Origin of the sequence: Micromonospora sp. NPDC047707 (assembly GCF_040704235.1) — a bacterium.
Classification (GTDB): Bacteria; Actinomycetota; Actinomycetes; order Mycobacteriales; family Micromonosporaceae; genus Micromonospora.
Window position 1 is genome coordinate 110,785 of sequence record NZ_JBEYSU010000008.1, and the last position, 24,144, is coordinate 134,928.

23 protein-coding genes are annotated in these 24,144 nt (G+C 73.8%); 5 read left to right on the forward strand and 18 right to left on the reverse strand.

Annotated elements, in window-relative coordinates:
* Nucleotide 1: 1 nt before the first annotated feature.
* Nucleotides 2–1,015, reverse strand: a complete 1,014-nt coding sequence (locus tag AB0873_RS11765) for a tripartite tricarboxylate transporter substrate-binding protein (RefSeq protein ID WP_366599638.1) — start codon at nucleotides 1,013–1,015, stop codon at nucleotides 2–4.
* A gap of 146 nt (nucleotides 1,016–1,161) precedes the next feature.
* On the opposite strand from AB0873_RS11765, the gene AB0873_RS11770 reads away from it, so the two are divergent.
* Entirely contained in the window at nucleotides 1,162–1,845 is a 684-nt protein-coding gene (locus tag AB0873_RS11770) for a response regulator transcription factor (protein WP_366599639.1), read from the forward strand.
* A gap of 6 nt (nucleotides 1,846–1,851) precedes the next feature.
* Nucleotides 1,852–3,330, forward strand: coding sequence for a HAMP domain-containing sensor histidine kinase (locus AB0873_RS11775; RefSeq protein WP_366599641.1), 1,479 nt, complete (start codon nucleotides 1,852–1,854; stop codon nucleotides 3,328–3,330).
* 28 nt (nucleotides 3,331–3,358) lie between these two features.
* On the opposite strand, the gene AB0873_RS11780 is transcribed toward AB0873_RS11775, so the two are convergent.
* From AB0873_RS11780 to AB0873_RS11840, 13 genes are all read right to left on the reverse strand, one after another.
* Nucleotides 3,359–4,318, reverse strand: a complete 960-nt coding sequence (locus AB0873_RS11780) for a TAXI family TRAP transporter solute-binding subunit (protein ID WP_366599642.1) — start codon at nucleotides 4,316–4,318, stop codon at nucleotides 3,359–3,361.
* Nucleotides 4,319–4,362: 44 nt separating this feature from the next.
* Nucleotides 4,363–5,184: an aldolase/citrate lyase family protein gene (locus tag AB0873_RS11785; RefSeq protein WP_366599643.1), complete on the reverse strand. Its 822-nt coding sequence runs from the start codon at nucleotides 5,182–5,184 to the stop codon at nucleotides 4,363–4,365.
* Nucleotides 5,185–6,372, reverse strand: a complete 1,188-nt coding sequence (locus AB0873_RS11790) for a CoA transferase (protein ID WP_366599644.1) — start codon at nucleotides 6,370–6,372, stop codon at nucleotides 5,185–5,187.
* Nucleotides 6,369–8,351, reverse strand: a complete 1,983-nt coding sequence (locus tag AB0873_RS11795; protein ID WP_366599645.1) for an SUMF1/EgtB/PvdO family nonheme iron enzyme — start codon at nucleotides 8,349–8,351, stop codon at nucleotides 6,369–6,371. The genes AB0873_RS11790 and AB0873_RS11795 overlap by 4 nt, the downstream gene beginning before the upstream one ends.
* Nucleotides 8,348–9,286, reverse strand: a complete 939-nt coding sequence (locus tag AB0873_RS11800; protein ID WP_155331576.1) for a ribokinase — start codon at nucleotides 9,284–9,286, stop codon at nucleotides 8,348–8,350. The genes AB0873_RS11795 and AB0873_RS11800 overlap by 4 nt, the downstream gene beginning before the upstream one ends.
* Nucleotides 9,283–10,662: an ADP-ribosylglycohydrolase family protein gene (locus tag AB0873_RS11805; RefSeq protein WP_366599646.1), complete on the reverse strand. Its 1,380-nt coding sequence runs from the start codon at nucleotides 10,660–10,662 to the stop codon at nucleotides 9,283–9,285. Before AB0873_RS11805 ends, AB0873_RS11800 begins: the two co-directional genes overlap by 4 nt.
* The gene (locus tag AB0873_RS11810) at nucleotides 10,659–11,816 is read right to left on the reverse strand and encodes an ADP-ribosylglycohydrolase family protein (protein ID WP_366599648.1); all 1,158 of its coding nucleotides are present in this window, start codon (nucleotides 11,814–11,816) and stop codon (nucleotides 10,659–10,661) included. The genes AB0873_RS11805 and AB0873_RS11810 overlap by 4 nt, the downstream gene beginning before the upstream one ends.
* A 2-nt stretch (nucleotides 11,817–11,818) precedes the next feature.
* Complete coding sequence (locus tag AB0873_RS11815) at nucleotides 11,819–13,111, reverse strand: sugar ABC transporter substrate-binding protein (RefSeq protein ID WP_366599649.1); 1,293 nt, start codon at nucleotides 13,109–13,111, stop codon at nucleotides 11,819–11,821.
* A 32-nt stretch (nucleotides 13,112–13,143) separates the two neighbouring features.
* Entirely contained in the window at nucleotides 13,144–13,983 is an 840-nt protein-coding gene (locus AB0873_RS11820; protein WP_366599650.1) for a carbohydrate ABC transporter permease, read from the reverse strand.
* Between the two features lies 1 nt (nucleotide 13,984).
* Nucleotides 13,985–14,920 (reverse strand): sugar ABC transporter permease, encoded by a 936-nt coding sequence (locus AB0873_RS11825; RefSeq protein ID WP_155331572.1) that lies wholly within the window; start codon nucleotides 14,918–14,920, stop codon nucleotides 13,985–13,987.
* Nucleotides 14,917–15,984: a LacI family DNA-binding transcriptional regulator gene (locus AB0873_RS11830; protein WP_230688637.1), complete on the reverse strand. Its 1,068-nt coding sequence runs from the start codon at nucleotides 15,982–15,984 to the stop codon at nucleotides 14,917–14,919. Before AB0873_RS11830 ends, AB0873_RS11825 begins: the two co-directional genes overlap by 4 nt.
* A 331-nt stretch (nucleotides 15,985–16,315) precedes the next feature.
* A complete protein-coding gene (locus AB0873_RS11835; protein ID WP_366599651.1) occupies nucleotides 16,316–16,558 on the reverse strand; it encodes a hypothetical protein in 243 nt (80 codons plus the stop codon).
* Between the two features lie 139 nt (nucleotides 16,559–16,697).
* Nucleotides 16,698–16,922, reverse strand: coding sequence for a hypothetical protein (locus AB0873_RS11840; RefSeq protein WP_366599652.1), 225 nt, complete (start codon nucleotides 16,920–16,922; stop codon nucleotides 16,698–16,700).
* Nucleotides 16,923–17,441: 519 nt separating this feature from the next.
* On the opposite strand from AB0873_RS11840, the gene AB0873_RS11845 reads away from it, so the two are divergent.
* A complete protein-coding gene (locus AB0873_RS11845; RefSeq protein WP_366599653.1) occupies nucleotides 17,442–17,642 on the forward strand; it encodes a hypothetical protein in 201 nt (66 codons plus the stop codon).
* A gap of 137 nt (nucleotides 17,643–17,779) precedes the next feature.
* The gene (locus AB0873_RS11850; RefSeq protein ID WP_366599654.1) at nucleotides 17,780–18,463 is read left to right on the forward strand and encodes a TMEM175 family protein; all 684 of its coding nucleotides are present in this window, start codon (nucleotides 17,780–17,782) and stop codon (nucleotides 18,461–18,463) included.
* Between the two features lie 61 nt (nucleotides 18,464–18,524).
* Here the strand turns inward: AB0873_RS11850 and iolD are convergent, their stop codons facing one another.
* The 4 genes from iolD to iolC are packed head-to-tail and all read right to left on the reverse strand — an operon-like array spanning nucleotide 18,525 to nucleotide 23,132.
* Entirely contained in the window at nucleotides 18,525–20,372 is a 1,848-nt protein-coding gene (iolD, locus tag AB0873_RS11855) for a 3D-(3,5/4)-trihydroxycyclohexane-1,2-dione acylhydrolase (decyclizing) (protein WP_366599655.1), read from the reverse strand.
* Nucleotides 20,372–21,268: a 5-deoxy-glucuronate isomerase gene (gene iolB, locus AB0873_RS11860; RefSeq protein ID WP_366599656.1), complete on the reverse strand. Its 897-nt coding sequence runs from the start codon at nucleotides 21,266–21,268 to the stop codon at nucleotides 20,372–20,374. Before iolB ends, iolD begins: the two co-directional genes overlap by 1 nt.
* Nucleotides 21,265–22,152: an aldolase gene (locus AB0873_RS11865; RefSeq protein WP_366599657.1), complete on the reverse strand. Its 888-nt coding sequence runs from the start codon at nucleotides 22,150–22,152 to the stop codon at nucleotides 21,265–21,267. Before AB0873_RS11865 ends, iolB begins: the two co-directional genes overlap by 4 nt.
* Entirely contained in the window at nucleotides 22,149–23,132 is a 984-nt protein-coding gene (iolC, locus tag AB0873_RS11870; RefSeq protein ID WP_366599658.1) for a 5-dehydro-2-deoxygluconokinase, read from the reverse strand. Before iolC ends, AB0873_RS11865 begins: the two co-directional genes overlap by 4 nt.
* 187 nt (nucleotides 23,133–23,319) lie before the next feature.
* On the opposite strand from iolC, the gene AB0873_RS11875 reads away from it, so the two are divergent.
* The gene (locus AB0873_RS11875; RefSeq protein WP_155331563.1) at nucleotides 23,320–24,057 is read left to right on the forward strand and encodes a GntR family transcriptional regulator; all 738 of its coding nucleotides are present in this window, start codon (nucleotides 23,320–23,322) and stop codon (nucleotides 24,055–24,057) included.
* The last annotated feature ends 87 nt before the right edge of the window (nucleotides 24,058–24,144 follow it).

Below are 24,144 nucleotides of genomic sequence, written 5' to 3' on the forward strand. Positions count from 1 at the left end.
CTCAGGAGGCCTTGACCCCGGCGTCGGCGATGATCTTCGCCCAGGTGCCGAGCTGCTCCTCGAGGTGCGCCCGGTGTGCCTGCGGGGTCGCGTCCGCCGCCGGGACGGGCGCGGTGCCCAGCTTCGCCATCTGGTCGATCACCGCCTGGTCGGCGAGCGCCGCCGTCAGCGCCTCGGACAGCTTCTGGACGACGTCCTGCGGTGTGCCCTTCGGGGCGTACAGGCCGTGCCAGACGCTGACCTGGAGCTGGGGCAGCCCCGCTTCGGCGGTGGTGGGCAGGTCGGGCAGGCTCTTCACGCGCTCCGGGGTGGTGACCGCGTACGCCTTGACCTTGCCCCCGGAGATCTGGCCGCTGGTGTTGGTCGTCTGGTCGCACATGAAGTCGACCTGGCCGCCGACGAGGTCCGTCAGCGCGGGGCCGGTCCCCTCGTACGGGACCTCCTGGAGCTTGACACCGGCGGCGTGCTGGAACAGCAGGCCGCACAGGTGGGACGCGGCGCCGATGCCGGCGTTGGCGAGGGTGAACTTGTTGGCGTTCGCCTTAACGTGGCTCACCAGGTCCTGGAGAGTCGTGGGCGGGAAGTCCCGGCGGGCGACGATGGTCATCGGCACCTCGGTGACGAGCCCGATCGTCTCGAAGTCCTCGAGCGGCTGGTAACCCAGGTTCTGGTAGAGGGCGGGCGCCGTGGACATGCCGATGTGGTGCATGAGCACGGTGTAGCCGTCGGGCTCGGCCCGCGCGACCTCGCCGGCGCCGACCGTGCCACCCGCCCCCTCGACGTTCTGTACGACGATCTTGGCGCCCAGCTTCGCGGCCATCGGCTCGGCGATCATGCGGGTGACGGTGTCCGTCGGGCCGCCGGCGCTGAACGGCACGACGAACGTGATGTTCCGGTCCGGGTAGTTCCCGGCGTCGCCGCCGCTGCCGCCGTTGCCGGAACAGGCGGCCAGGAGCGAAACGGCGCCGATCGCGGCGATCATCCGCGCGGCGGCCCGGTGCCTGGTCGTTGTCATGTCGGGGCCTCCTCGTCAGCGCATGCGCACTCGTCCGTGGGTGCGCCGCCCCAGTCTCGACCAGCGGGGACGCGGATGGTGTCAGAGGAATCCCAAGAACTGGAGGGCTTCCACGGGCGTCGATCGGGCTCGTACAATTCGCCGGTATGCGGATCACCGTCATCGAGGATGACGACCGTGTGGCGCGGGGTCTGGTGACCGTCCTGGCCCAGGCGGGCTTCGAGGTCCACCGCGTCGCCACCGCCGCTGCGGCCCTGCGGGCCGCCCCGTCCGACGTGGTCCTCGTCGACCTGGGCCTGCCCGACGGCGACGGCCTCGACGTGATCCGCCGGCTGCGGGACCGCCCGGCGACCGCCGTCATCGCCGTGACGGCGCGCTCGGAGGAGCACGAGCGGGTCCGTGGCCCGCGTTCCGGCGCCGACGACTACATCGTGAAGCCGTTCGGCATCCCGGAGTTGCTGGCCCGGATCGACGCCGTCCTGCGGCGCACCCGGGCCGCTCGTGCCCTGAGTCGCCCCGACGAGCCGCTCGTCCTGGGTCCGATGCGGGTCGGCGTCGGCACCCGCGAGGTCACCGTCGACGGCACGCCCGTGACGCTGACCCGCAAGGAGTTCGAGCTGCTCCTGCTGCTGGCCCGGCGTGCGCCGAACGTGGTGAGCCGCGACGTCATCCTCGACCAGATCTGGGGCGCGACCTGGGAGGCGTCGAGCCGCACCCTGGACACCCACATCGCGGCGTTGCGGCACAAGCTCGGGCCGGCCGTGCTGATCCGCACGATCCACGGGGTCGGCTATCGGCTCCTGGCCGACCAGCCGGAGCTGATCGGCTGACGTGCCGTGCACCGTCGCCTGCTCGTCGTCCTGGTGCCCCTCGCGGTGCTGCTCGTGGCGGCGCTCGGGGTGCCGCTCAGCGTCACCGTGGCCGAGCGGGAGATGCAGGAGACGTACGTCGACCGGCTGGGCGACGTCGGCCGGTTCGCGTCGCTCGCCGAGACCGCGCTGGCGACCGGGCGGACCGAGGCGCTCAACCAGGCGCTGGTGCGCTACCACGAGCTGTACGGCATCCCGGTCGCGCTGATCGACACGTCCGGCACGGTGCTGCTCGGACCAGGCCGTGCGTACCAGGAGGCGGCGCGGGCCGAGCCGGAGTTGCCCCGGATCGTGACGGCGGCGCTGGCCGGGTCGAGGTCCGAACCGTCCGGGGAATGGGCGCCGTGGGACGACTCGGCCCTCGTGGTCGCGGAGCCCGTGGGCCGGGACAGCGAGGTCGTCGGCGCCGTCGTGACGGTCTCCGACCTGTCGAGGACGCGCGACCGCATCCTCGTGCGCTGGGCCCAGCTCGCCGGGCTCGGGCTGCTGCCGCTGATCGCGCTGGTGGCCGTCGCGTGGCCGGTGTCGGCGTGGGTGCTGCGACCCGTGCGGGAGCTGGACGCGGCGAGCTCGCGGATCTCGCGGGGCGACCTGACGATCCGGGCGGACGCCGAGGCCGGCCCGGTCGAGCTGCGGCGGCTGGCGGAGTCGTTCAACACCATGATGGACGCGGTCGAGAACGCCGTGCAGCGGCAGCGGGCGTTCGTGTCCGACGCGTCGCACCAGTTGCGCAATCCGCTGACCAGCCTCCGGCTCGCGGTGGAGAGTCTGGAACCGCACCTGCGTCCGGCCGGTGCCGGGCGGCAGGTGTACGACGTCGCCGTCGACGAGCTGAAGGCGATGCAGCGGATGCTGAACTCGCTACAGGCCAGCGCGCGGATGGAGAGCATGCGGACGGCGTCGCCGGTGGACCTCGACGCGGTACTGGCGACCCGGGTGGACCGGTGGCGGGCGTTGACGGCGGCAGCGGGGCAGACACTGGCGGTCGACGTGCCGCCGGGGCTGCGGCTGCTGGAGCCGCCGGGCGGGCTGGGCAGCGTCCTGGACGAGCTGGTCAGCAACGCGTTGCGGCTGTCCGACGCTCAGCTGGTGGAGGTGAACGCCCGGGTCGTCCCCGGCGCGGCGGACGCCGGACGCGGCAACGGCCCGACGGCCGGAGGCATGGTCACCATCGCCGTCCGTGACGACGGCCAGGGCCTCGACGTCTCCGAGCGGGCCCAGGCGCTCGGACGGTTCTGGCGGTCACCGCGGCACCAGAACGTGCCCGGCACCGGGCTGGGACTGGCGATCTGCGCCGACCTGGTCGGGGCTGCCGGGGGCGCGCTGCGGCTGGAGGAGGGCCTGGCGCGTCCGGACGGGTCCGGGCACGGATTCGCCGCCGTGATCACGTTGCCGGTCGTTCCCCGGGTGGCGTCGCCGGCCGCCCCGGCTCCGACCCCGGGCTGAGCGGGCCCGGCCGCGCCGCTCCCCCACGTCAGCGCTTACGGTCGCGGAACCAGGCGGCCGCGCCCGGATGGAGCGGGACCGATCCCGTGGAGATCCCGGTGCGCACGTTGATCTGCCACGCTTCCGGAACGGCCTCGGCGTCGTCCCGGCTCGCGGAGGTGATCGTGCGGGTGTGCGTGAAGATCGTGTCGGTGATGGCGTGGACCAGGTCGTCGGGCAGGTCGTCACGCACCAGGAGCACGTTCGGCACGGCGACGGTGCGGGTGGCCGGGACGCCGGCGTAGGCGGTCGCGGGGATCACCGCCGGAGCGTACGGACCCGGGTACGCCGTGAAGAGCGCGTCCGCCTGCGGGTCCAACGGGATCAGCCGGACCGGGTGCCGCTGCGCCAGCTCCGTGACGGCGGGGGTCGGGACGCCGGTCAGGGAGAACATCGCGTCGATCTCGCCGTCGCGCAGGGCCGCCGCCGATTCGGCCTGGCTGAGGTACCGACCGTCGGCGCTCACCGGGCCGAGCTCCAGGACCCGCAGCGACGTGAACTCGGTCCCCGAGTCGCGCGCACCGAGGGAGACTCTCCTGCCCTGCAGGTCCCGGAACGTGTCGATCGCCGAACCGGCCAGCACCACGAGGTGCAGGTGACTGTCGTAGAGCCGGCAGATCGCCGAGAGCCCCTCGGGTGCGCTGCCGTCGGTCCTGATCAGCGCGTCCAGGCTCGTCAGCCCGAGGTGCACCTCGCCGGCCAGCAGCATCCGGATGTTGTCGGTGGACGCCCCGCTCGGCACGGTGGTCACCGTGACCCCGGGCACCTGCTCGGCGATGTGGTCGGCCAGCGCACCACCGATGCGCCGGTAGACCGCCCCCGCCGGCCCGGTGGCCAGTCGCAGGTGGACCTCGTCGACGTCGGGCCGCCGGGAGCACCCGGCGAGCAGCCCTCCGGCGGCCACCAGCACCACCCGCCGGCTGAACCGGACCTCCAGGTTCAGCGCCATGCCGAGATGATACGGACGGGGGTCGATCGAGGCCGCCGCGCGCCTCAGGCGGCGTAGCGGGCAGCCAGGTCCACCGTCCGCCGGGCGGCGGCCACCATCGCGCGGTCGGCGAACCGGCCGTCCGGCAGCACCACCGTTCCCGAGTCCCGGGTCTGCGCCTCGGCCACGGCGGCCAGCAGTTCCTCGGCCCGGGCCACGTCCCGCTCGGCGGGGCGGAACGCCTCGGCGATCACCGGCAGTTGGCGGGGATGGATGGCGGCCCGGCCCAGGAGGCCGAGGCGCCGGCCGACCGCGCAGGAGGCGGCCAGTCCGTCGGTGTCCGCCACGTTCGCGTACACCGACATGGCCGGCGGGGCGAGGGCGGCCGCGCGGGCGGCGACCACCACCCGCGAGCGCGCCCAGGCCAACCCGGCCTCGTCGTCGACACGCAGGTCCGACCGGAGGTCGGCCTCACCGAGCCCGACCGAGGCGACCGCCGGGTGGGCGGTGGCGATGGCGTACGCCGCCTCCAGGCCGAGCGCCGACTCGATCAGCGGGTGCAGCGGGGTGTTCACCCGGGCGGCCAGCGCGGCCACGCTCGCCGGTGACTCGACCTTCGGCAGCCGCAACCCGGCCAGCCCGGGGCGGCCGGCGACCGCGGCCAGGTCGGCGTCGAGCTCCGGGCCGGTCAGTTCGTTGACCCGTACCTGCACCGGCAGCGGGTGCGGCTCGGCGAGGAACTCGGCGACCGCGTCCCGGGCGTACGACTTGCGGCCGGCGGCCACCGCGTCCTCCAGGTCGAGGATGACCGCGTCGGCGCCGGCGGCGACCGCCTTGGCGAACCGGTCCGGCCGGTCGCCGGGAACGTAGAGCCAGGTGAGCAGCACTCAGATCACCCCCTGGTCACGCAACGCGGCCAGCTCGGCGTCGTCGAGGCCGAGGGCCCGGAACACGGCGTCGGTGTCCCGGCCGTGCCGGCGCCCGGCGTGCCGGATCGCTCCGGGGGTGTCGGCGAGCCGGAACGGCACGTTCTGCATCCGCACCTCGCCCAGCTCCTCGTCCGGCACGGTGCGGACGGTGCCGAGCGCGGCGTACTGCGGGTCGGCGAGGACGTCCCGCACGTCGTAGACCGGCGCGACCGCCGCCTCGGCGGCCTCGAACGCGGCCACCACCTCGTCCCGGCCGCGCCGGGCGACCCAGGCGCTCACCGCGGCGTCCAGTTCGTCGGCGTGCGCGGCGCGACCGCTGCCGGTGGCGAACCACGGCTCGTCGACCAGTTCGGGGCGGCCGACCAGCCGCATCACCCGCTCGGCGATGCTCTGCGCGCTGGTCGACACGGCCACCCACCGCCCGTCCGCGCACCGGTAGGTGTTGCGCGGGGCGTTGTTGTTGGACCGGTTGCCCAGCCGTGGCTGGAGGTAGCCGAGCTGGTCGTACCAGGTGATCTGCGGACCGAGCATCGCCATGATCGGCTCGATGATGGCGAGGTCCACCACCTGCCCGGCACCGGTGAGGTCGCGGGCCCGCAGCGCCAGCATGGCCGCGTACGCGGCGGCCAGCGCGGTCACCGAATCGGCCAGCCCGAACGGGGGCAGGGTCGGCGGGCCGTCGGGTTCCCCGGTGGCGGCGGCGAAACCGCTCATCGCCTCGGCCAGGGTGCCGAAGCCGGGCCGCCGGGCGTACGGGCCGACCTGCCCGAAACCGCTGATCCGGACGATCACCAGCCGGGGGTTGACCGCGTGCAGCTCGGCCGGGCCGAGCCCCCACCGCTCCAGCGTGCCGGGGCGGAAGTTCTCCACCAGCACGTCGGCCTCGGCGAGCAGCCGGCGCAGCAGGTCGGCACCGGCCGGGTCGGACAGGTTGCAGGTGACGGTGCGCTTGTTGCGCCCGAGCACCTTCCACCAGAGGCCGACGCCGTCCTTGGCCGGTCCGTGCCCGCGCGACGGATCCGGCTTGGCCGGGTGCTCCACCTTGACCACGTCGGCGCCGAAGTCGCCGAGGAACGCCGCGGCGAGCGGCCCGGCGAACAGGGTGGCCAGGTCGACCACCGTCACCCCGTCCAGCGGCGCGGTCACCGGGTCGCCTCCGTCGCGTCCCCGCCGCCCGGCACCGCAGCAACCAGGTCGGCCGCGCAGCGGAAGCCGACCTGGTCGGAGCGGGTCATCCCGGCGCCGAGCAGCAGCAGCTTCACCGAGACGTCCGGCGGCTGGGGGCCGCCGTCGACGTACCAGTCGGACCCCTCGGCCCGGTACGCGGCACCGCCCTTCACGATGGCGAACCGGGTCCGGCCGTCGGAGTGCTCGCTCTCGGTGAGGTTCCACACCAGCGGCTCCCCACGAACCAGCAGTCCCGCCTCGGCGGCCACCTGCCACTCGTCCTCGGTCGGCAGCCGCAGCCCGGCCCACGCCGCGTACGCGCGGGCGTCGGCCAGTTCCACGCCGGTGACCGGGGCGTCGCCCGGCCCCTGACCGGCGGTGAACCGCTCCGGGCGCACCGGCCGGTAGCCGGTGGCGCGCAGGAACTCGGCGTACTGACCGTGGGTCACCTCGTGGGTGGCGATGGCGAACCGGCCGAGGTGGACGCTGCGACGCAGCGTCCCGGTGTGGTGCAGCCGGGGCGGCAGCGGCTTCCACTCGTCCAGGTAGGGGGTCTCGCCGTAGAGCCCGGTCTCCCGGACCCGGTGGCGGACCACCAGCTCGCGCCGGCCGCCGTCGACGGCGACCATGCCCGTCGGCACCCCGGTGCGCGGCGCCCACGGGGTCCGGACCCGCACCGCGGCGCGGGCCGGGAACGACGGGTCACCGACCGGGGCGGCGTGCGCCGGACCGGCGTCGTCGGCGGTGGCGACCACGGCGGCGATCGCCCCGGCCGGCAGCGGCCCGCCCACCGCCACCCGACCGTCGGCGGTCGGGGTGGCGGCCAGCTCCACGCCGGTGACCAGGTCGACGTAGCGTCGGCCGGGGCGCGGCTCGGTGACCAGCCAGGGGCCGTCGTGGTCGCCGCCGGTGTTCGCCACCGTCCACAGCGGCTCGCCGTCGTGCGTCCAGCGGGACGCGTACACCCGACCGGTGCCGGGGTGGTCGGCGAGCGGGACCCAGTCCTCGGCGCGCAACCACGCGGCGTGGCTGGCCTGCACGCGGCGCATCGCCCGCAGCACCGCCCGGTCCCGGTCGTTCCAGCCGACCCAGACCCCGAAGACGCTCTCCCAGACCAGCACCCCGACACCGTTGAGCCAGGCCGAGTGCAGCTCGTCGAGGTGGCTGCGGTGCCAGCGGCGGGTGTGGTGCAGCACGTGCCGGCGTTCGAACCACTTGGCCCGCAGCACGCCCGGCACCTCGGAGTCGGCGAACCACTGCGCCCAGCTCATCGCGTGGTCGGCGACGCGGGCCAGCGGCACCCGGCTCTCCCCCTCCAGCACCAGGCCGGGGCGGACGGCGTCCAGCTCGCGACGCAGCTCGCCGGCGCCCTCCTTGAGGGTGTCCAGGAAGACGCCGTCCACGCCGAGCGTGCCGGCCAGCGCGGCGACCTCCCGGGCGTCGGTGCCGGCCTCGCGTCGGGTGCCGGTGTCCCACGGGTTGTAGTCGACGAACACCCGCACCCCGCGCCGCTGGAAGGCGCGCACCACCTCGGGCAGCTCCGGCACGTCCCGGTAGAAGTCGAACTGGTTGCGGTCGTCCAGGCCGATCACCGGGTACGCGTGCCAGAGCACCACCCCGTCGAAGCCGCCGAAGTCGCGCTCGGCGGTGTCGAGGAACTCGTCGACGGTGAAGACACCGCGCTCGTGGTCGTAGAGCGTCTCGTCCCACAGCCAGGCGAGGCAGACGCTGAAGCAGTCGCCGGGGATCTCGGCGTAGTGGGAGCCGGTGTACCCGATCCGCGCCCGGGCGTCGGCCCGCCAGCGGGTGAGCTGCTCCCGCCAGGCCGGCCAGTCCGCCGGGTCGGCCGGGGCGGCGAAGATCTTCGCCTCGTCCAGCGTGCTGAGGTCGGCGTCCGCGCCGAGCGGCACCTCCGTGGGCCGGTCGATCGGGCGGGGCACGTACGGGTTGAAGCTCACTCGGTACCTCGGTAGGTCGCGGTGTACAGGGCGTCGATGGCGGCCCGCTCGGGCAGCGCGGTCGACGCGCCGGGGCGCTGCGCGCAGGCGGCGCCGGCGGCGCACGCCCAGCGCACGACGTCGGTGACGGCGTCGGCGTCCGGCGCGCCGCCGCGCTCGGCCCAGCCGACCGCGAGCGCGCCGGTGAACGCGTCACCGGCGGCGGTGGTGTCCACGGCGTCGATCAGCGGGGCCGGGACGGTGCGGCGCGCCCCGTGGCGGTCGGCGTAGGCGGCACCGCGCGCGCCGAGGGTGAGCACCACCCGGGGCACCAGCGTCAGCAGCGCGTCGAGCAGCACCGCCGGGTCGTCGGAGAACACCCCGGCGACGACGGCCGCCTCGTGCTCGTTGACCACCAGCACGTCGACCAGGTCGAGCAGCTCCGCCGGCAGCGGGACGGCCGGGGCGGCGTTGACCACCACGACGGTGCCCGCGGCGCGGGCGAGGTCGGCGGCGCGGACGACGGTGGGCAGCGGCACCTCCAACTGGAGCAGCAGCACGTCGGCCGCGCCGATCACCGCCGCGTCGTCGGCGTCGAGTTCGGTCAGCGCGGCGTTGGCGCCGGGGGCGACCACGATGAAGTTCTCCGCCGCCTGGTCGACGGCGATCAGCGCGACCCCGGACGGGCCGGGCACGGTCCGCAGGCCGCGCAGGCCGACCCCGGCGCCGGCGAGACTGTCGCGTAGCTGCCGGCCGAACGCGTCGTCGCCGACCGCGCCGACGAACTCGCAGCCGGCGCCCGCGCGGGCGGCGGCGACCGCCTGGTTGGCGCCCTTGCCGCCGGGAACGGTGCGGAAGTCGCCGCCGAGCACCGTCTCACCGGGGCGGGGCAGCTGCGGCGTGCTGACCACCAGGTCCAGGTTGGCGCTGCCGACCACGACCACCCGCGCGCTCATCGCGTGCCCGCCGGGGTGCTTGCGGCCGGCGCGCCGGTCCCGGCCAGAGCGGCGGTACGGGCCGCCAACTCGTCGAAGCCGATCCCGTCGAAGCCGGCGATGCTGCTGGCCAGCCGGTTGTGCAGCGGCGCGACCCAGCGGTCCGGCAGCCCGGAGGCGCCGGTCAGGGCCCCGGTGACCGCCCCGACGGTGGCGCCGGTGGAGTCGGTGTCCCATCCCCCGCTGACCACCGCGCAGATCGACCGTTCCAGGTCGCCCCGCCCGTACGCGAGCGCGGCGGCGATCAACGCGGCGTTGTTGCGCACGTGCACCCAGTGCAGGTGGCCGTGCCGGGCGTACAGCTCGTCCACGACGGCCTCCCAGTCGTCGGTGCCGGACCCGAGGGCGCGCGCCTCGCGGACGGTGGCGGCGAACCGGCTGCGCGGCGGCAGCACCGCCTCGCCCGCGTCGAGCACCTCGTCCACGTCGCCGGCGACGGTGGCGGCCGCGGCCATCGCCGCCACCCAGATCGCCCCGTACGCCCCCGCGCGGACGTGGCTCACGCTGGCGTCCCGCCAGGCCAGCTCGGCGGCCCGGTCCGGGCGGCCCGGGTTGACCCAGCCGTGGACATCGGTGCGGATCTGGGCGCCGATCCACTCCCGGAACGGGTTGTGCCGCCGCGCGGTGGCCGGCGGGGCCAGCCCGAGCAGCAGGTTGCGGTAGGCCACCCGCTCGGCGGTGAAGACCCGCCCGCCGGGCAGCCAGTCCAGCCACGCCTGGGCCACGTCGGCGCTGGTGAAGCCCGGCCCGTGCGTCTCCAGCACGCGCAGCGCCAGGAGCGCGAAGTTGAGGTCGTCGTCCTCGGGCATCCCGGCGATGTTCTCGGCCAGGCTGGTCGGGGCGCTGCGCCGGTTCCACGGCCAGCGGGCCGCCACGTCGGCGGGCAGCCCGCGCGCGGTGAACCAGTCCCGCAGCGGCCAGCGACCGGTCGCGACGAGAATCTCCCGGATGCCCTGCCGGGGGATCTTCTCCACCGGCTTGCCGAGCAGGCAGCCGACCGCCCGGCCGAGCCAGGCCCCGTGCAGCCGGTCGTCCACCGCCGGGCCGGCCGGCAGCGACCAGGTCGCCGGCCAGGTGGCCCGGACGGCGTCCAGGTCCTCCGGTTCGTCGGCGGACGCGGCGGCCGGCAGCGCGTCGGCCGCGTCGAGCAGCTCGGTGGCGAGGGACCGCAGCTCCGGCGTGGCCGCGCTCACCGAGGCCCCGCTGACCGGCGGGGTCAGCTCCCCACCGGCGGCGGCCCACCGCCGGGCGATCGCCTCCACGTCGCGACCCTCGTCCCGGCTGGCCGCGATCTCGTGCGGCAGCAGGTCCTCCGGCTGCACCCAGGTGATCCTCACGCCGACTCCCCCACCTGCCCGTCGCCGAGGCCGGCGAAGCGCTCGGCGCGGCGGGCGAAGCGGGCCCGGTCGCGGTCGAAGACCTCGGTGGCCACCGCGGCGAGGGTGCGGGCCGGCTCCACCAGGTCGGTACGCGAGGCGGTGGCGACCGCCTCGGACCACTCGGCGGGCACCGCCGACGCGCCGCCCAGCGCCCCGGCGATCGCCCCGGCCATGGTGGCGGTGGAGTCGGCGTCCCGGCCGTAGTTGACCGCGCCGAGCACCGCCGCGCGGTAGTCGCCCCGGGCTACGACGAGCATGCCGATGGCGACCGGCAGTTCCTCGATGGCGTGCAGCCGGCTGGGTCGCCGGGCCCCGAGGCCGGGGTTGCGGTACTCCTCGCCCACCGTGTCGTAGCGGGACACCGCGGCGCGCAGCGGCGCGATGGCGGCCCGCCAGTCGTCGTACGCCCGAGCCTCCTTGACCACCGCGTCGATGGCCGCCCGGGTGCCGTCGCGGGCCAGGTCCAGGGTGGCGGCGACGACGTCCTCGACGCCCGCGCCGGGGGCCGCGGCGGCGGCGACCGCGGCGGCGAAGACCGCCGCGGCCTCCCGCCCGTAGCTGTGCTGGTGCGCCCCGGCGACCTCCACCGCCTCGGCGTACGCCCCGGCCGGGTCGCCAGCGTTGACGATGCCGACCGGGGCCATGTACATGGCCGCGCCACAGTTGACGATGTTGCCCACGCCCGCCTCGCGGGGGTCGACGTGCGCGTGGTGCAGGCGGGTGACCAGCCACCGCTCGGCGGCCGCGAGCCGGTGGAAGGTCACCCCCTCGCGCTCCAGGTCCGGGATGTACACCACCCGCTCGATCAGGTCGGGGACCAGCAGCTCCACCACGTCGTACGCGTCCAGGTGGTCACGCTTGGCCGCGTACGCCCGCACCAGCGCGTGGGTCATCAACGTGTCGTCGGTGATGTGCCCGTCGCCCTTGTGGTACGGCGCGAGTGGCCGCGCGGTGGCCCACTCGGCGTGGAACGGGGGCACGATGCCCTCCACCCAGCCGCCGAAGCGGTGCCGGATCTGCTCCGGGAGTGCCGTCTCCGTGGCCCCGCCGAGGGCATCGCCCACGGCGGCGCCGACGAGACATCCGACCGACTTGTCGAGCAAGAGTGACATCGTTACCTCAGAACCTGCTTGCCACCGTCGACCAGCTGCGTGCCGAGCTGGTCCAGGGTGATCTTGTTGGCGAAGTACTGCTGCAGGGCCGGAGTGGCGTACTTGGTCTTCCACTCCGGGTACCCGTCGGCGAGCTGGAACGGCGCGACGGTCAGGTCGGCCGCGCTGTCCGCGGCGACGTCCCAGCCCTGCTTGCCGCCGGTCAGCTTGACCAGTTCCTCGTTGGCCTGCTTGCCGGTGGGCACCAGCCAGTCACCCTTGGCGAGCGCGGCCATGTTGGCCGGGTTGAGGAAGTACTCCAGGAACTGCGCGGCCTGCTTCTTGCTCTTGGAGTCCTCGGCGATGGACAGCGTCTGCGGGTTCGCCGCCTGCTTGCTGGACAGCCCCTTGACCGGGGGCAGCGTCACCCACTCGAAGCCGGCCGGCGCCTGCTCGACCATCTGCTGGCGCAGCGACACCGAGCCGGGCAGCATGGCGTACTTGCCGCCGAAGAAGCCGGGCAGGGTGTCCGCGCCGCTCATCCCGAGCGCCTCCGGGGACGCCGACTTCGTCGTGTAGATCATGTCGTGGATGCGCCGCGGGACCTCCTTCTCCGGGTCGCCGACCTTCACCTCGGTCCGGCCACCGTCGGTGTAGAAGAACTTTCCGTCGAAGTTGAGCGCCAGGTTGAGCACCCGGTTGGTCGGCGACTTCAGCGCCCAGGCCACGCCGTACTGGCCGGGCTTGGTGAGCTTCTGCGCGTTGGCCTGGAACTCGTCCCAGGTCCAGCCGCCGTCGGCCGGCGGCACCGCGACGCCGGCGGCGTCGAGCAGCTTCTTGTTGGCGATGACGACCTGCGACTCCAGGAGGAACGGCACGCCGGTGACCTTGCCGTCGTAGGTGACCGTGTCCCAGACGCCCTGGTCGATCTGGCCCTTCAGGTCGCCGGGCACCAGGCCGGACAGGTCGGCCAGGTAACCCTGCTTGCTGAACTCCCCGATCGCGGACGCCTCGTAGTGGACGATGTCCGGTGCGTCGCCGCCCTCGAACGAGGTGACCAACTGGTCGTGGATCGAGTTCCAGTCACCCTGGACGTACTCGACCCGGATGTCCGGGTGCTCGGCGTTCCACTTGGTGACCAGGTCCTTGTTGGCCTGGAGCGACTCCTTCTGCCAGGCCAGGCTGAGGAAGCGCAGCTTCACCGGGCCGGACGTGGACTCGTCGTCGCCGCCGTCGCCGCACGCGGTGAGCGCGCCGAGGCCGACGACCGCTACCGCGGCGGCCGCGGCGAGTCGACGGAATCTTCTGCGGAGCATGGGGGGAACCTCCTCGGTGGTGGGGTGTGCGATCAGCCCTTGACCGCGCCGGCGAGCGACCCGGACGAGAGCCGGCGTTGCATGAACGCGAAGAAGATCAGGCTGGGCAGGGTGGCCAGCAGCGAACCGGCCGCGAGCGGGCCCAGGCGGGCGGTGCCCTCGATGCCGACGAACCGCGCCAACGCCACCGGCAGGGTGGCCAGTTCGGGCGTCTTGACCAGCACCAGGGCGAAGAAGAACTCGTTCCAGGCCGAGATGAACGAGAACAGCGCGGTGGCGACGACGCCGGGCGCGAGCAGCGGGAAGACCACCCGGCGTAGCACCTGCAGCCGGCTGGCGCCGTCCACGCTGGCGGCCTCCTCCAACTCGCGCGGGATGTTGCGGACGAAGCCCTGCAGCATCCACAGCGCGAACGGCAGCGCCCAGACCACGTAGATCACCACCAGCCCGGCGTGGGTGTTGGCCAGGCCGACCTGCCTCAGCACCAGGAAGATCGGGATGATCAGCAGCACGAACGGGAAGAGCTGCGAGAGCAGCACCCAGCCCAGGGCCACGGTGCCGAGCTTGGAGCGGAACCGGGCCAGCGCGTACGACGCGGGCAGCGCCACCAGCACGGTGAGCACGGCCGAGGCGAGCGAGACCTGGAGGCTGTTCAGCGCGGCCCGGCCCAGCTCCTGCTCGGTGAAGGCCTGCACGAAGTTCTGCACCGTCGGGTTGGACGGCACCAGCGTCGGGTGCAGCTGCACCAGCTCCCGGGGCGGCTTGAACGCCGTCGAGACCAGCCAGACCAGCGGGAACCCGAGGAAGATCAGGTAACCGGCCAGCGCCACGTACTGCAACGTCCGCCCGGTACGGCTCGGCCTTCCGATCACGTCAGTTCGCCTCCCTCAGCCGGCGACGCAGGTAGACGGCGAGCAGCGCCACGATGATCACGACCATCACGTTGCCGAGCGCGGCGGCGTAGCCGTAGTTGCCGTAGCGGAACGCCTCCTCGTACGCGAACAGCATCGGCAGCATCGTCTTGCCGCCCGGACCGCCGGCGGTGAGCACGTAGACCAGCCCGAACGAGTTGAAGTTCCAGATGAAGTCCAGTGCGGTGATCGCGACGATCACCGGCGCGATCGCGGGGAGCGTGACGTGCCGGAAGCGGTGCCAGGTGCTGGCCCCGTCCACCGCGGCCGCCTCGTGCAACTCCCGCGCCACGCCCTGCAGGCCGGCCAGGAGGACGACCGTGGTCTGCGGCATGCCCGCCCAGACCCCGACGATGATCACCGCCGGCAGGGCGGTGCTGAAGTCGCCGAGCCAGTTGGTCCGCAGCCCGTCGGCCCCGACGCGGTGGAAGAACTCGTTCAGCAGACCGGCGTCCGGGTGGTAGACGAGTTTCCAGAGGATGCCGATCACCACCGGGGGCATCGCCCAGGGCACCACGGCCAGCACCCGCGCCACACCCCGGAAGCGCAACTGCTGGTTCAGCAGCAGCGCCAGGCCGAGGGCGAGCAGGAACTGCAGGACGGTCACCCCGAAGGCCCAGAGCAGACCGATCTTGAACGAGTTCCAGAACAGGTCGTCACCGAGCAGCTCGCGGTAGTTCTCCAGGCCGGTGAAGCTCACGTCGACGTTGCGGCCGGCGCGGGCGTCGGTGAAGCCCAGGTACATGCCGCGCAGGAGCGGGAAGACCGACAGCAACAGGATGGGCACCAGCGACGGAAGCAGCAGCAGGTAGATGGCGGTCCGGTCGGAGCGGGACCGGGCGGAGCCGCGCGGCTTCCCGCGCCGCGCGACATCCGGCCGCTCGGCCACGGCGGTCATGAGGGCAGCTCCTCGGTGGACGGGCGGGGCCCCGGCACGGCGACCCGGCTGGAGGCGCGTACGGCGAGGCTGGGCGGCACCTGCTCCCGACGGGGTGGCAGGCTCGGGTCGGCGATCCGGGTGAGCAGCAGCTCGGCGGCGCGCCGCCCGCGCTCGGCCGAGCCCAGGGAGACGCTGGACAGCTGCGGGAACATCATCTGGGCCAGCTCGGTGTCGTCCATGCCGACCACGGCCACGTCCTCGGGCACCCGGTGCCCGGCGGCGAGCAGCGCGTGCAGCGCCCCGACCGCGATCAGGTCGTTGGCGCAGACCAGCGCGTCCGGCCGGGCCCGGGCCAGCAACCGCTCGGCGGCGGCGCGGCCGGCCGCGTACTGGAAGTCGCCGACCTCGACCAGGTCCTCGTCGAGCCCGATGCCGTGCCGGTCGAGGGCGGCACGGAAGCCCGCGTCGCGGGCGGCGCCGGGAACGGTGTCGAGCGGGCCGTTGACGAACCCGATCCGTCGCCGTCCGGTGCCGACGAGGTGGTCCACGGCCAGGGCGACGCCGTGCCGCGAGTCGGTGCGTACGTTGTCGACCGGCGCGTCGGCACCGAGCTGGCCGACCACGACCACCGGGACCGGGCTCTGCACCAGCGCGGCCAGGTGGTCGTCGGTGACCCGGATCGGGGACAGGATCATGCCGTCGACGTAGCGGTTCGCCAGCCGGCGCAGCAGGCTGGTCTCGTTCGCGATCTGCCCGCCGGTCGCGTGCACCAGCAGCTGGCGTCCGGAGGCGGCCACCACCGCCTCGATCGCCCGCATCATCGACACGTAGACCGGGTTGCCGATGTCCTCGACGGCGAGCGCGACCAGTCCGGTGCGCTGGGACTGCAGCGAGCGGGCGATGGCGTTGGGCACGTACCCGACCTCGGCCGCGGCCGCGCGGACCTTGCGGATGGTCTCCTCGCTGCCGCCGACGCCGTTGAGGACGCGGGAGGCGGAGGCGATGGAGACGCCGGCGCGGGCGGCCACGGTGTGCACGGTGGGCCGACCGTCGGCGGAGTCCTGTAAACGTTTACGAACCACGACCCGGCACCTCCGTCTCATCCTGTAAACGTTTCCGGGAGTGTCCGCCGCGTCCACCAGGCAGGTCAAGAGCTCGTTACGAAAACGTTTCCAACAGCCGACGTGCCTGGTAGGCCGAGCCTTGATCTGGTCCACGACCGCAGGGGCCCGGGGCTGGCCCCGCGTTCGTCGTGCGGCTACCCGCGAGCGCCCGTCGGCCCGCAGCCGCGTTCGGTCCCGACCCGTCCCCGTTGCCCCGGCGCCGCCATCACCGGCCTGCACCCCTGGCCCTCTGAGCAGAATGGGGAGTTGGAGTGGGAGGTGGGATAGCGATTCCGCTTCGGTGACCAGATCACCTGTCGACGGGAGCGCCGTCCTGAGCGATGTCGCCGGCCGACGGGCGATCGAGCCCCGGGAACGCCGCCCGGCACGCGGTGGCCACGGTGCGGAAGGCCGGGCCGTGCGCGTACATGGCGGCGGCCAGCGCGTCGACGGCGGCAGCCAACGGATCGCCGTTGGTGGCCTGGGTGACGGTGGGAAACGCCAGGTCACCAGCCCGGATGGCGACCCGGGCCAGGCTGTACCGGGCTTTCACCCGCCCGCCGGGTCACCGGCCGCCCGGGCCCGCTCGATCTCGGCCTCGCTCATCCGCACCACGGCGTCGGTGTCACCGCGCCGGAAGGCCGAGCGTACGTTCTCACTGAAGTTCACTGTCACTTCCGACGTGTGGGTCATCAGGCGGTGTGCGTACGCACCCAGTCGAGGACGGGCTGGGCGACCTCGCGCCAACCGCTGTCGAAGACCAGGGAGTGGCCGCGATCGTCGAACGTGCGGTACTCGGTGTTGCCGCCCGGGCGGTAGAGCTCGTCGGCCTGCCGCGCCACCACCTCGGGGATGGTGTGGTCCCGGCCACCGCCGATGATCAGTAGCGGTCCCCGGTTGCGGTCGTCGAGGTCCACCGCGACGGGCGACGGCGTTGCCGAAGCGGTACCGGAACTGGCGGCGGCTCAGCATCACCGCCCGGTCGCGGTTGGCCTTGCGACGCAGCACCGGCAGCGCCGACCAGACCTGCGCGAACGGAAGTGCTCGGACGCCCTTGATCGGGGCCGGGTCGATCGCCACGGCGGCCCGGGCGACGCCCGCGGCGAGCAGCTTCTGGGCGATGAGCCCGCCGAACGAGTGCCCGATCACGATCGGCGGTTCGCCGAGCCGCGCGATCCGCGTGAAGTGGTCGGCCAGCCCGGTGCCTCCGCCTCGAACCCGGCCGAGCGGAAGAGGTCGAGCCATGGATCCCAGGCGCGGGCGTGGATCCAGAGGCCGTGCACGAAGAGAACGCGAGTCGCCACGGAATACTCCTATGAACGGGCCGAAAGAAAGAACGGTCGTTCTTCTACGACAACGGCATCAACGGCGTCGGGGTCGACCGCGTCCTCAAGGAGGCCGGCGAGTTCCCCGACCCCGAGAGCCCGGTGCGCCGGGTGATCGACAAGCACCGCGCCTGGTTCCACGCCGAGTTGCGACGCCTGCTCACCGAGGCCGGCCGCGACGACGTCGACGCCAAGGCCGAGACCCTCGCCATGCTGCGCGACGCCCTCATGATCGGCTGCTTCCTCGACGACCCCGACGTCACCCGCCGCACGTTCGTCCGCAATGCGCGCTGGGTGGCGGGCCTGCGCTGAGCGGAACCCGACCGGTGCACGGCCGGCGGGGTTCACCTCCACGGAAAGCGCCGGCCACCCGGAAACGGCCCCCCGGACGGGTGCTTCTCGGGTGATCGCACCCGTCCACGGCCCTCCCACGCTGCTAGCGTTCGGCGGTGTCCGCAGGCCCCGAGGAGGTCCAGCCGAAAGGTCCCGCTCACCAGCCGGCCGACGTCGGTCGGCTCGCGGCGTTCAGCGACGGTGTCTTCGCCATCGTCATCACCCTGCTGGTGCTCGAATTGCGGGTACCCGAATACCACCAGGGTGAGCTGCTCGCGTCGCTCGGCAAAGAGGCCCCGTCCCTCCTGGCGTTCGTGGTGTCGTTCATCTACATCGGCGTCCTCTGGCTCAACCACCACGCACTGCTGCGGCTGGTCCGCGGCACGACCCTCGCGCTCAGTTGGATCAATCTCGCCATCCTCTTCGGCGCGGTCATCATCCCGTTCCCGACCGCGGTTCTCGCGTCGGCGCTCGTCGACGGCGACACCGACGACCTGCGGGTGGCGGTCGTCATGTACGCGCTGGCCGCGGCGCTGATGTCGGCGCCCTGGTTGGCCTTCTTCGCCTACCTGCACCGCCATCCGACGCTGCGCGCGGAGAACGTCGGTCCGGACCAGGTCCGCGCGCAGGAGGCGCGCCCCATCACCGGTCTCGTTCTCTACGGACTGGCCGGGCTGGTCGGCTGGGTCGTGAGCCCGCTACTGGGGCTCCTCGGCATCATCGTGATGATCATCTACCACGGCGTCACCAGTGAAGGCCTCCGCACCGGACCGCTCCAGTGGGTTCGCCGCCGAGGTTGACCCGCGGCGTAGGTGCCCTCCATGGAGCACTGGGACCGCGCGACCAAAGTGATCCTTCAGGTCACTGAACCGGACGCAGGTGGGTGTGCCGGCGCTTGCGCCCCGCCTCGTACGCGGCCCGGGCGGCCCGCCCCTGCTCGGTGGTGGAGACCTCGGCGACCGGAACGTCCCACCAGGCGCCGGCGTCCGGACCCGCCTGGAACCGGTCCGTCCGCACGTGCACCACGCTGGTCCGGGTCGCCGCCGTCGCCGTCGCCAGAGCCGCCCGGAGCTGCCCCATGGTCGACACCCGGATCAGGTCGGCGCCGAGGCTCGCCGCGTTGGCGCCGAGGTCGATCGGCAGCGGCGCACCGGCCCGGTCGACGTAGGCGGTGCCGAGCCGGTGCGCGCCGACGCTCTCCGACAGCCGGCCGATCGAGGCGAAACCCGAGTTGTCGACCAGCACCACGACCAGCTTGACGCCCAAGGCGACAGCGGTGGCCAGCTCGCTCGGCAGCATCAGGTAGGACCCGTCGCCGACCAGCACGAACACCTCGCGCTCCGGCGCGGCGAGCTTCACCCCGATGCCGCCGGCGATCTCGTAGCCCATGCAGGAGTAGCCGTACTCGACGTGGTAGCTCTTCGGGTCCCGGCTGCGCCACAGCCGATGCAGGTCGCCGGGCATCGACCCGGCCGCGCACACCACCACGCCGCCTGCGCCGGCAGCGTCGTTGACCGCCCCGATCAGCGCGGTCTGGGTCGGCCGCGCGTCGGGTGCGGCCTGCCGGGCGCTGTCCGCCACGGCCGACCAGCGCTCGCGCAACCGCGCCACCGACGCGCGGTACGCCGGCCCGGTGGCCCAGCCGGCGCAGGTCTCGTCGAGGGTGGCGAGGCTCTCCCGGGCGTCGCCGACGACCTGGGTGCCGGACAGTTTCGCCGCGTCGAAGCTCGTGACGTTCAGGTTGACGAACCGGACGTCGTCGCCGAAGAGGGTGCCGGAGGCGGTGGTGAAGTCGCTGTACCGGGTGCCCACCCCGATCACCACGTCCGCGCCGGCCGCGACCTCGTTGGCCGCGGTGGTCCCGGTGACGCCGACCGCGCCGAGGGCGAGCGGGTGGTCGTACGGCATCGCGCCGGTGCCGGCCTGGGTCTCCGCCACCGGCACCCCGTGCTCCTCGGCGAACCGGCGCAGCACCTCGGTCGCCCCGCTGTAGATCACCCCACCGCCGGCAACCACCAGCGGCCGGCGGGCCGCTCGCACGACCCCGGTCGCCCGGTCGATCGCCGCCTCGTCGGCGCGGGGGCGCGGCACGTGCCAGACCCGTTCGGCGAACAGATCGTCCGGCCAGTCGTACGCTTCGGCCTGGACGTCCTGCGGCAGGGCGAGGGTGACCGCGCCGGTCTCCGCCGGGTCGGTCAGCACCCGCATGGCGGCCAGCAGCGCGGCCGGCAGCTGTTCCGGCCGGTTGATCCGGTCCCAGTAGCGGGAGACCGGCCGCAGCGCGTCGGTGACGCTGACGTCGTAGGAGCGCGGGTCCTCCAGTTCCTGGAGCACCGGGTTGGCCACCCTCGTCGCGAAGATGTCGCCCGGTAGCAGCAGCACCGGCAGCCGGTTGACGGTCGCGCCGGCGGCGCCGGTGACCAGGTTGGTCGCGCCGGGGCCGATCGACGTGGTGCAGGCCAGGGTGCTGAGCCGGTCGGTCATCCGGGCGTACGCCGCGGCGGTGTGCACCATGCCCTGCTCGGTGCGGCACAGGTGATAGGGCAGGTCCGAGCCGGCGGTGGCCAGGGCTTCACCGATGCCGGCGACGTTGCCGTGGCCGAAGATGCCGAAGCACGCCGGGACCAGCCGTTGCCGTCGCCCGTCGCGTTCGGACCACTGCCGGGCCAGGAACCTCACCACCGCCTGCGCCACCGTCAACCGGCCCATCACGTCTCCTTCGTTCCGGGCCGGGTCAGCGGCAGCCGCGGGTCGACCGGCTGGCCGGCCCAGCTGCCCCGGATCCAGCCGTGCCGCGGATCGTCCACACAGGCCATGGTGCGCTCCGCGCCGGGCCCGGCCAGCACGTTGAGGTAGTACAGGTCGTAGCCGGGCGCGGCCATCGACGGCCCGTGGTAGCCGTACGGGACGAGCACCACGTCACCGGTACGCACCTCGGCCAGCACGTCGATCGGCCGGCCGGCCGTGCCGTAGACCCGCTGGTAGCCCACCGGACCCGCGCCGGGCGTGCCACCGGCCACCTCGAAGTAGTAGACCTCTTCGAGCGCCGCCTCCACCCGTCCGTCGTCGTGGGTCCGGTCCTCCTCGTGCTTGTGCGGCGGGTACGACGACCAGTTCCCGCCGGGGGTGAGCACCTCCACGGCGACCAGCCGGTCGCAGTCGAAGGCGTCCGGCGCGCAGAAGTTGTTGACCTGCCGGCTGGCCGGCCCGGCGCCGCGCAGTTCCACCGGCACGTCCCGGGCGGCACCGTAGCGGGGCGAGAGCCGGCGGGTGGCCCGGGCCGACGGCAGCGCGAGACGGCCCTCGCCGCGGATCGTCGCGACGGCGTCCCGGGGCAGGTAGGCGAAGTCGGTGACCGCGGCGAACACCGACTCGCGCCCGGTCAGGTCGAGCCGCAGCCCGTCACAGCGCACGGTGGCGGCGCCGGCCAGCGGCAGGACGAGCATCTCCTCGTCGCCGGTGGCGAAGCTGACCTCGCCGCCCGCCGGCAGAGTGAGTACCCGTAGGCCCGCGTACCGCCATCCGGCCCGCTCCGGAGTGACCTCCAGCGCCCATGGCGAGCGGGCCGTGCCGCCCCACGGCAGGTACGCCTCGCCGGTCCTCACGCGTCCTGCCCCGTGGGCAGCAGCGACCCGGCGAGGTCCACCGCGGCGGCCACGTCGTCGTCGGGCGGGTAGAGCAGCGCCCGGCCGACCACCAGGCCGCGCACGCCGGGCAGCCGCAGCGCCCGCTGCCACCGCGCGTACACCACGTCCGGCGCCTCCACCGGGTCTCCGCCGAGCAGCAGGACCGGCAGGGTCGTGGCGGCCACCACCCGCTCCATCTCGTCGATGGCCGGCAGCTTCAACCAGGTGTACGCGCTGGTCGCCCCGAGCGCCTGCCCGACGCTGACGCCCTTGATGACCGATTCCGGGCGCAGGTCGGCGTCGACCCGGGCACCGTTGCGGACCACCCACAGCGGTTCGACCAGGGCCACGGTGCGGTGGGCCGCGAGCGCGGTGACCGCCCGGGCACAGGCCTGGAGGGTCGAGGCGGTGCCGGGGTCGTCCGGGTCGATCCGGCAGAGCATCTTTCCGCCGTCGTAGCGCATCGTCGCGATGCTGTCGGCGTCGTAGGCGGTGAACCGGTCGTCGAGTTCGAAGGTGGCGCCGGAGAGGCCGCCGCGGTTCATCGAGCCGATGGCCAGGCGGTTCTCCAGCGCGCCGAGCAGCAGCAGGTCCTCCAGGATGTCCGGGGTGCCGAGCACGCCGTCCACGCCGGGCCGGGACAGCGCCAGACGCAGCCGGTCCAGCAGGTCGGCGCGGCCGGCCATGGCCATCGGTCGGTCCCGTACACCGAGGGCGCCGCGGGCCGGATGGTCGGCGGCGATGACGAACAGCGGCCGGCCAGGGTCGGGCCAGGGCCGGCGGGTACGGCGGGCGGCGGCTTCGGCGATCGCCTGTGGCCGGTGGGCGCGGGTGCGGGTCAGCGCGTCGTACTCGGTGCTCACCGGTCTTCTCCTCCCGGGGCGGCGGTCGACGGTGCCGGTCGCGGCACGGCGGACCGGGCCAGCGCGGCGGTCTCGGCGTAGTCGGGCATAGCAGCGGAGCAGGCCAACCGGGACGCGACGATCGCGCCGGCGGCGTTGGCGAAGCGCAGGGTGTGCTCCAGCGGCCAGTCGCGCAGCAGCCCGAGGCAGAGCGCGCCGCCGAAGGCGTCGCCCGCGCCGAGCCCGTTGACCACCTCGACCGGCACCGGCGGCACCCGTACGGTCTGCGCGTCGGTGCGGGCGAGGACCCCCGCCGGGCCGAGCTTCACCACCGCGAGGCGCGGCCCCCGGTCGAGCAGGAGCCGGGCGGCGTGTTCGGCGTCCCGGGTGCCGACCGCGATCTCCACCTCGTCGAGGTTGCCGACGGCGACGGTGACCTGTGGCAGTGCCTCCGCGATCGCCGCCGTGGCCGCCGCCGGGTCCGACCAGAACGTCGGACGGTAGTCCAGGTCGAGCACGGTGTGTGGGCGCCGGTCGCGGGCGGCCAGCGCGGCGGCGTGGGCGTCGCGGCTCGGCTGCTGGCACAGGCCGGTGCCGGTGAGCCAGAAGACCCGCGCGGAGGCGACCGCGTCGAGGTCGAGTTCCTCGGGCCGGATCTGAAGGTCGGGCGCGGTGGGGGTGCGGTAGAACCAGAGCGGGAAGTCGTCCGGCGGGAAGATCTCACAGAAGGTGATCGGGGTGGGCAGGCCGTCCACCGGGCGGACGTGGCTGTCGTCCACGCCGAACTCGCGAAGTGCCTTGTGCACGTACCCGCCGAAGGCGTCCGCCCCGGTACGGGTGATCACGCCGGCGCGCAGCCCCTGGCGGCTGGCCGCGACGGCCACGTTGGTGGGACTGCCGCCGAGGAACCTGCCGAAGGTCTCGACCTCGGCCAGCGGCGTGGCGACCTGCAGCGGATAGATGTCCACCCCGACCCGGCCGATGGTGAGCACATCGAGCATGCGGCGCCCTTCGTCCCGGCCGGCGACGGCGCGCCCGCCAGCCCGCTTTCGTCCCTGACAGGTAACAGTGCTCCGCGAGTTGTGTCAATGTGTTGTCATGACATCCGTCCTCTGCGCGCAGTGACCGCTTCGGTACAGTGACGCCCGTCCCCCGAGATCCCCGCGCGTCGCACAGCGAGGAGGTGCCGTGAGCGGCCCCGAGATCGCGGTCGACCGGAGCAGCCCGGTCCCGCTCTACTTCCAGGTGGCGGAGCAGTTCGCCGCGGCGATCCAACGCGGCGACCTGGCGCCCGGTGACCGCCTGGACAGCGAGTTGCAGCTGGCGGACCGGCTCGGGTTGTCCCGCCCGACCGTCCGCCAGGCCATCCAGCACCTGGTCGACAAGGGACTGATCGTGCGCCGTCGCGGGGTCGGCACCCAGGTGGTGCGGGGCGAGGTGCGACGGTCGGTCGAGCTGACCAGCCTGCACGACGACCTGCTGCGCGCCGGCCAGCGACCGTCCACATCGGTGCTGGAGTTGGCGACCGTGCCGTGCCCGGCGGAGGTCGCGGCCGCTCTCGGGGTCCCGCCCGGCAGCGAGGTGCAGCACCTGCGCCGGCTTCGGTTCGCCGACGGTGAACCCCTCGCCGTGATGGAGAACTGGCTCCCGCTCGACCGGGTGCGGCTCACCATCGACGCACTGCAGGGCAACGGCCTGTACGGGATCCTGCGCGCCGGTGGCATCCGCATCCGCGGCGCCCAGCAGCGCATCGGCGCCCGGGCGGCGACCGGGGCCGAGGCGCAGATGCTCGGCGAGCGACGCGGCGCGCCGCTGCTCACCATGACCCGTACCGCGTACGACGACCAGGGGCACTACGTCGAGCACGGCGCACACATCTACCGGGCCAGCCGCTACTCCCTCGAGGTCACCGTCGCCGAGCGGTGACGGTGGATGTTTCTGGTTCATTTCAGTGACAGGTATTTACGTCGTCAAGCTGTCATGACATTGTGGCCGCAAGCACCGCCGGCGGCG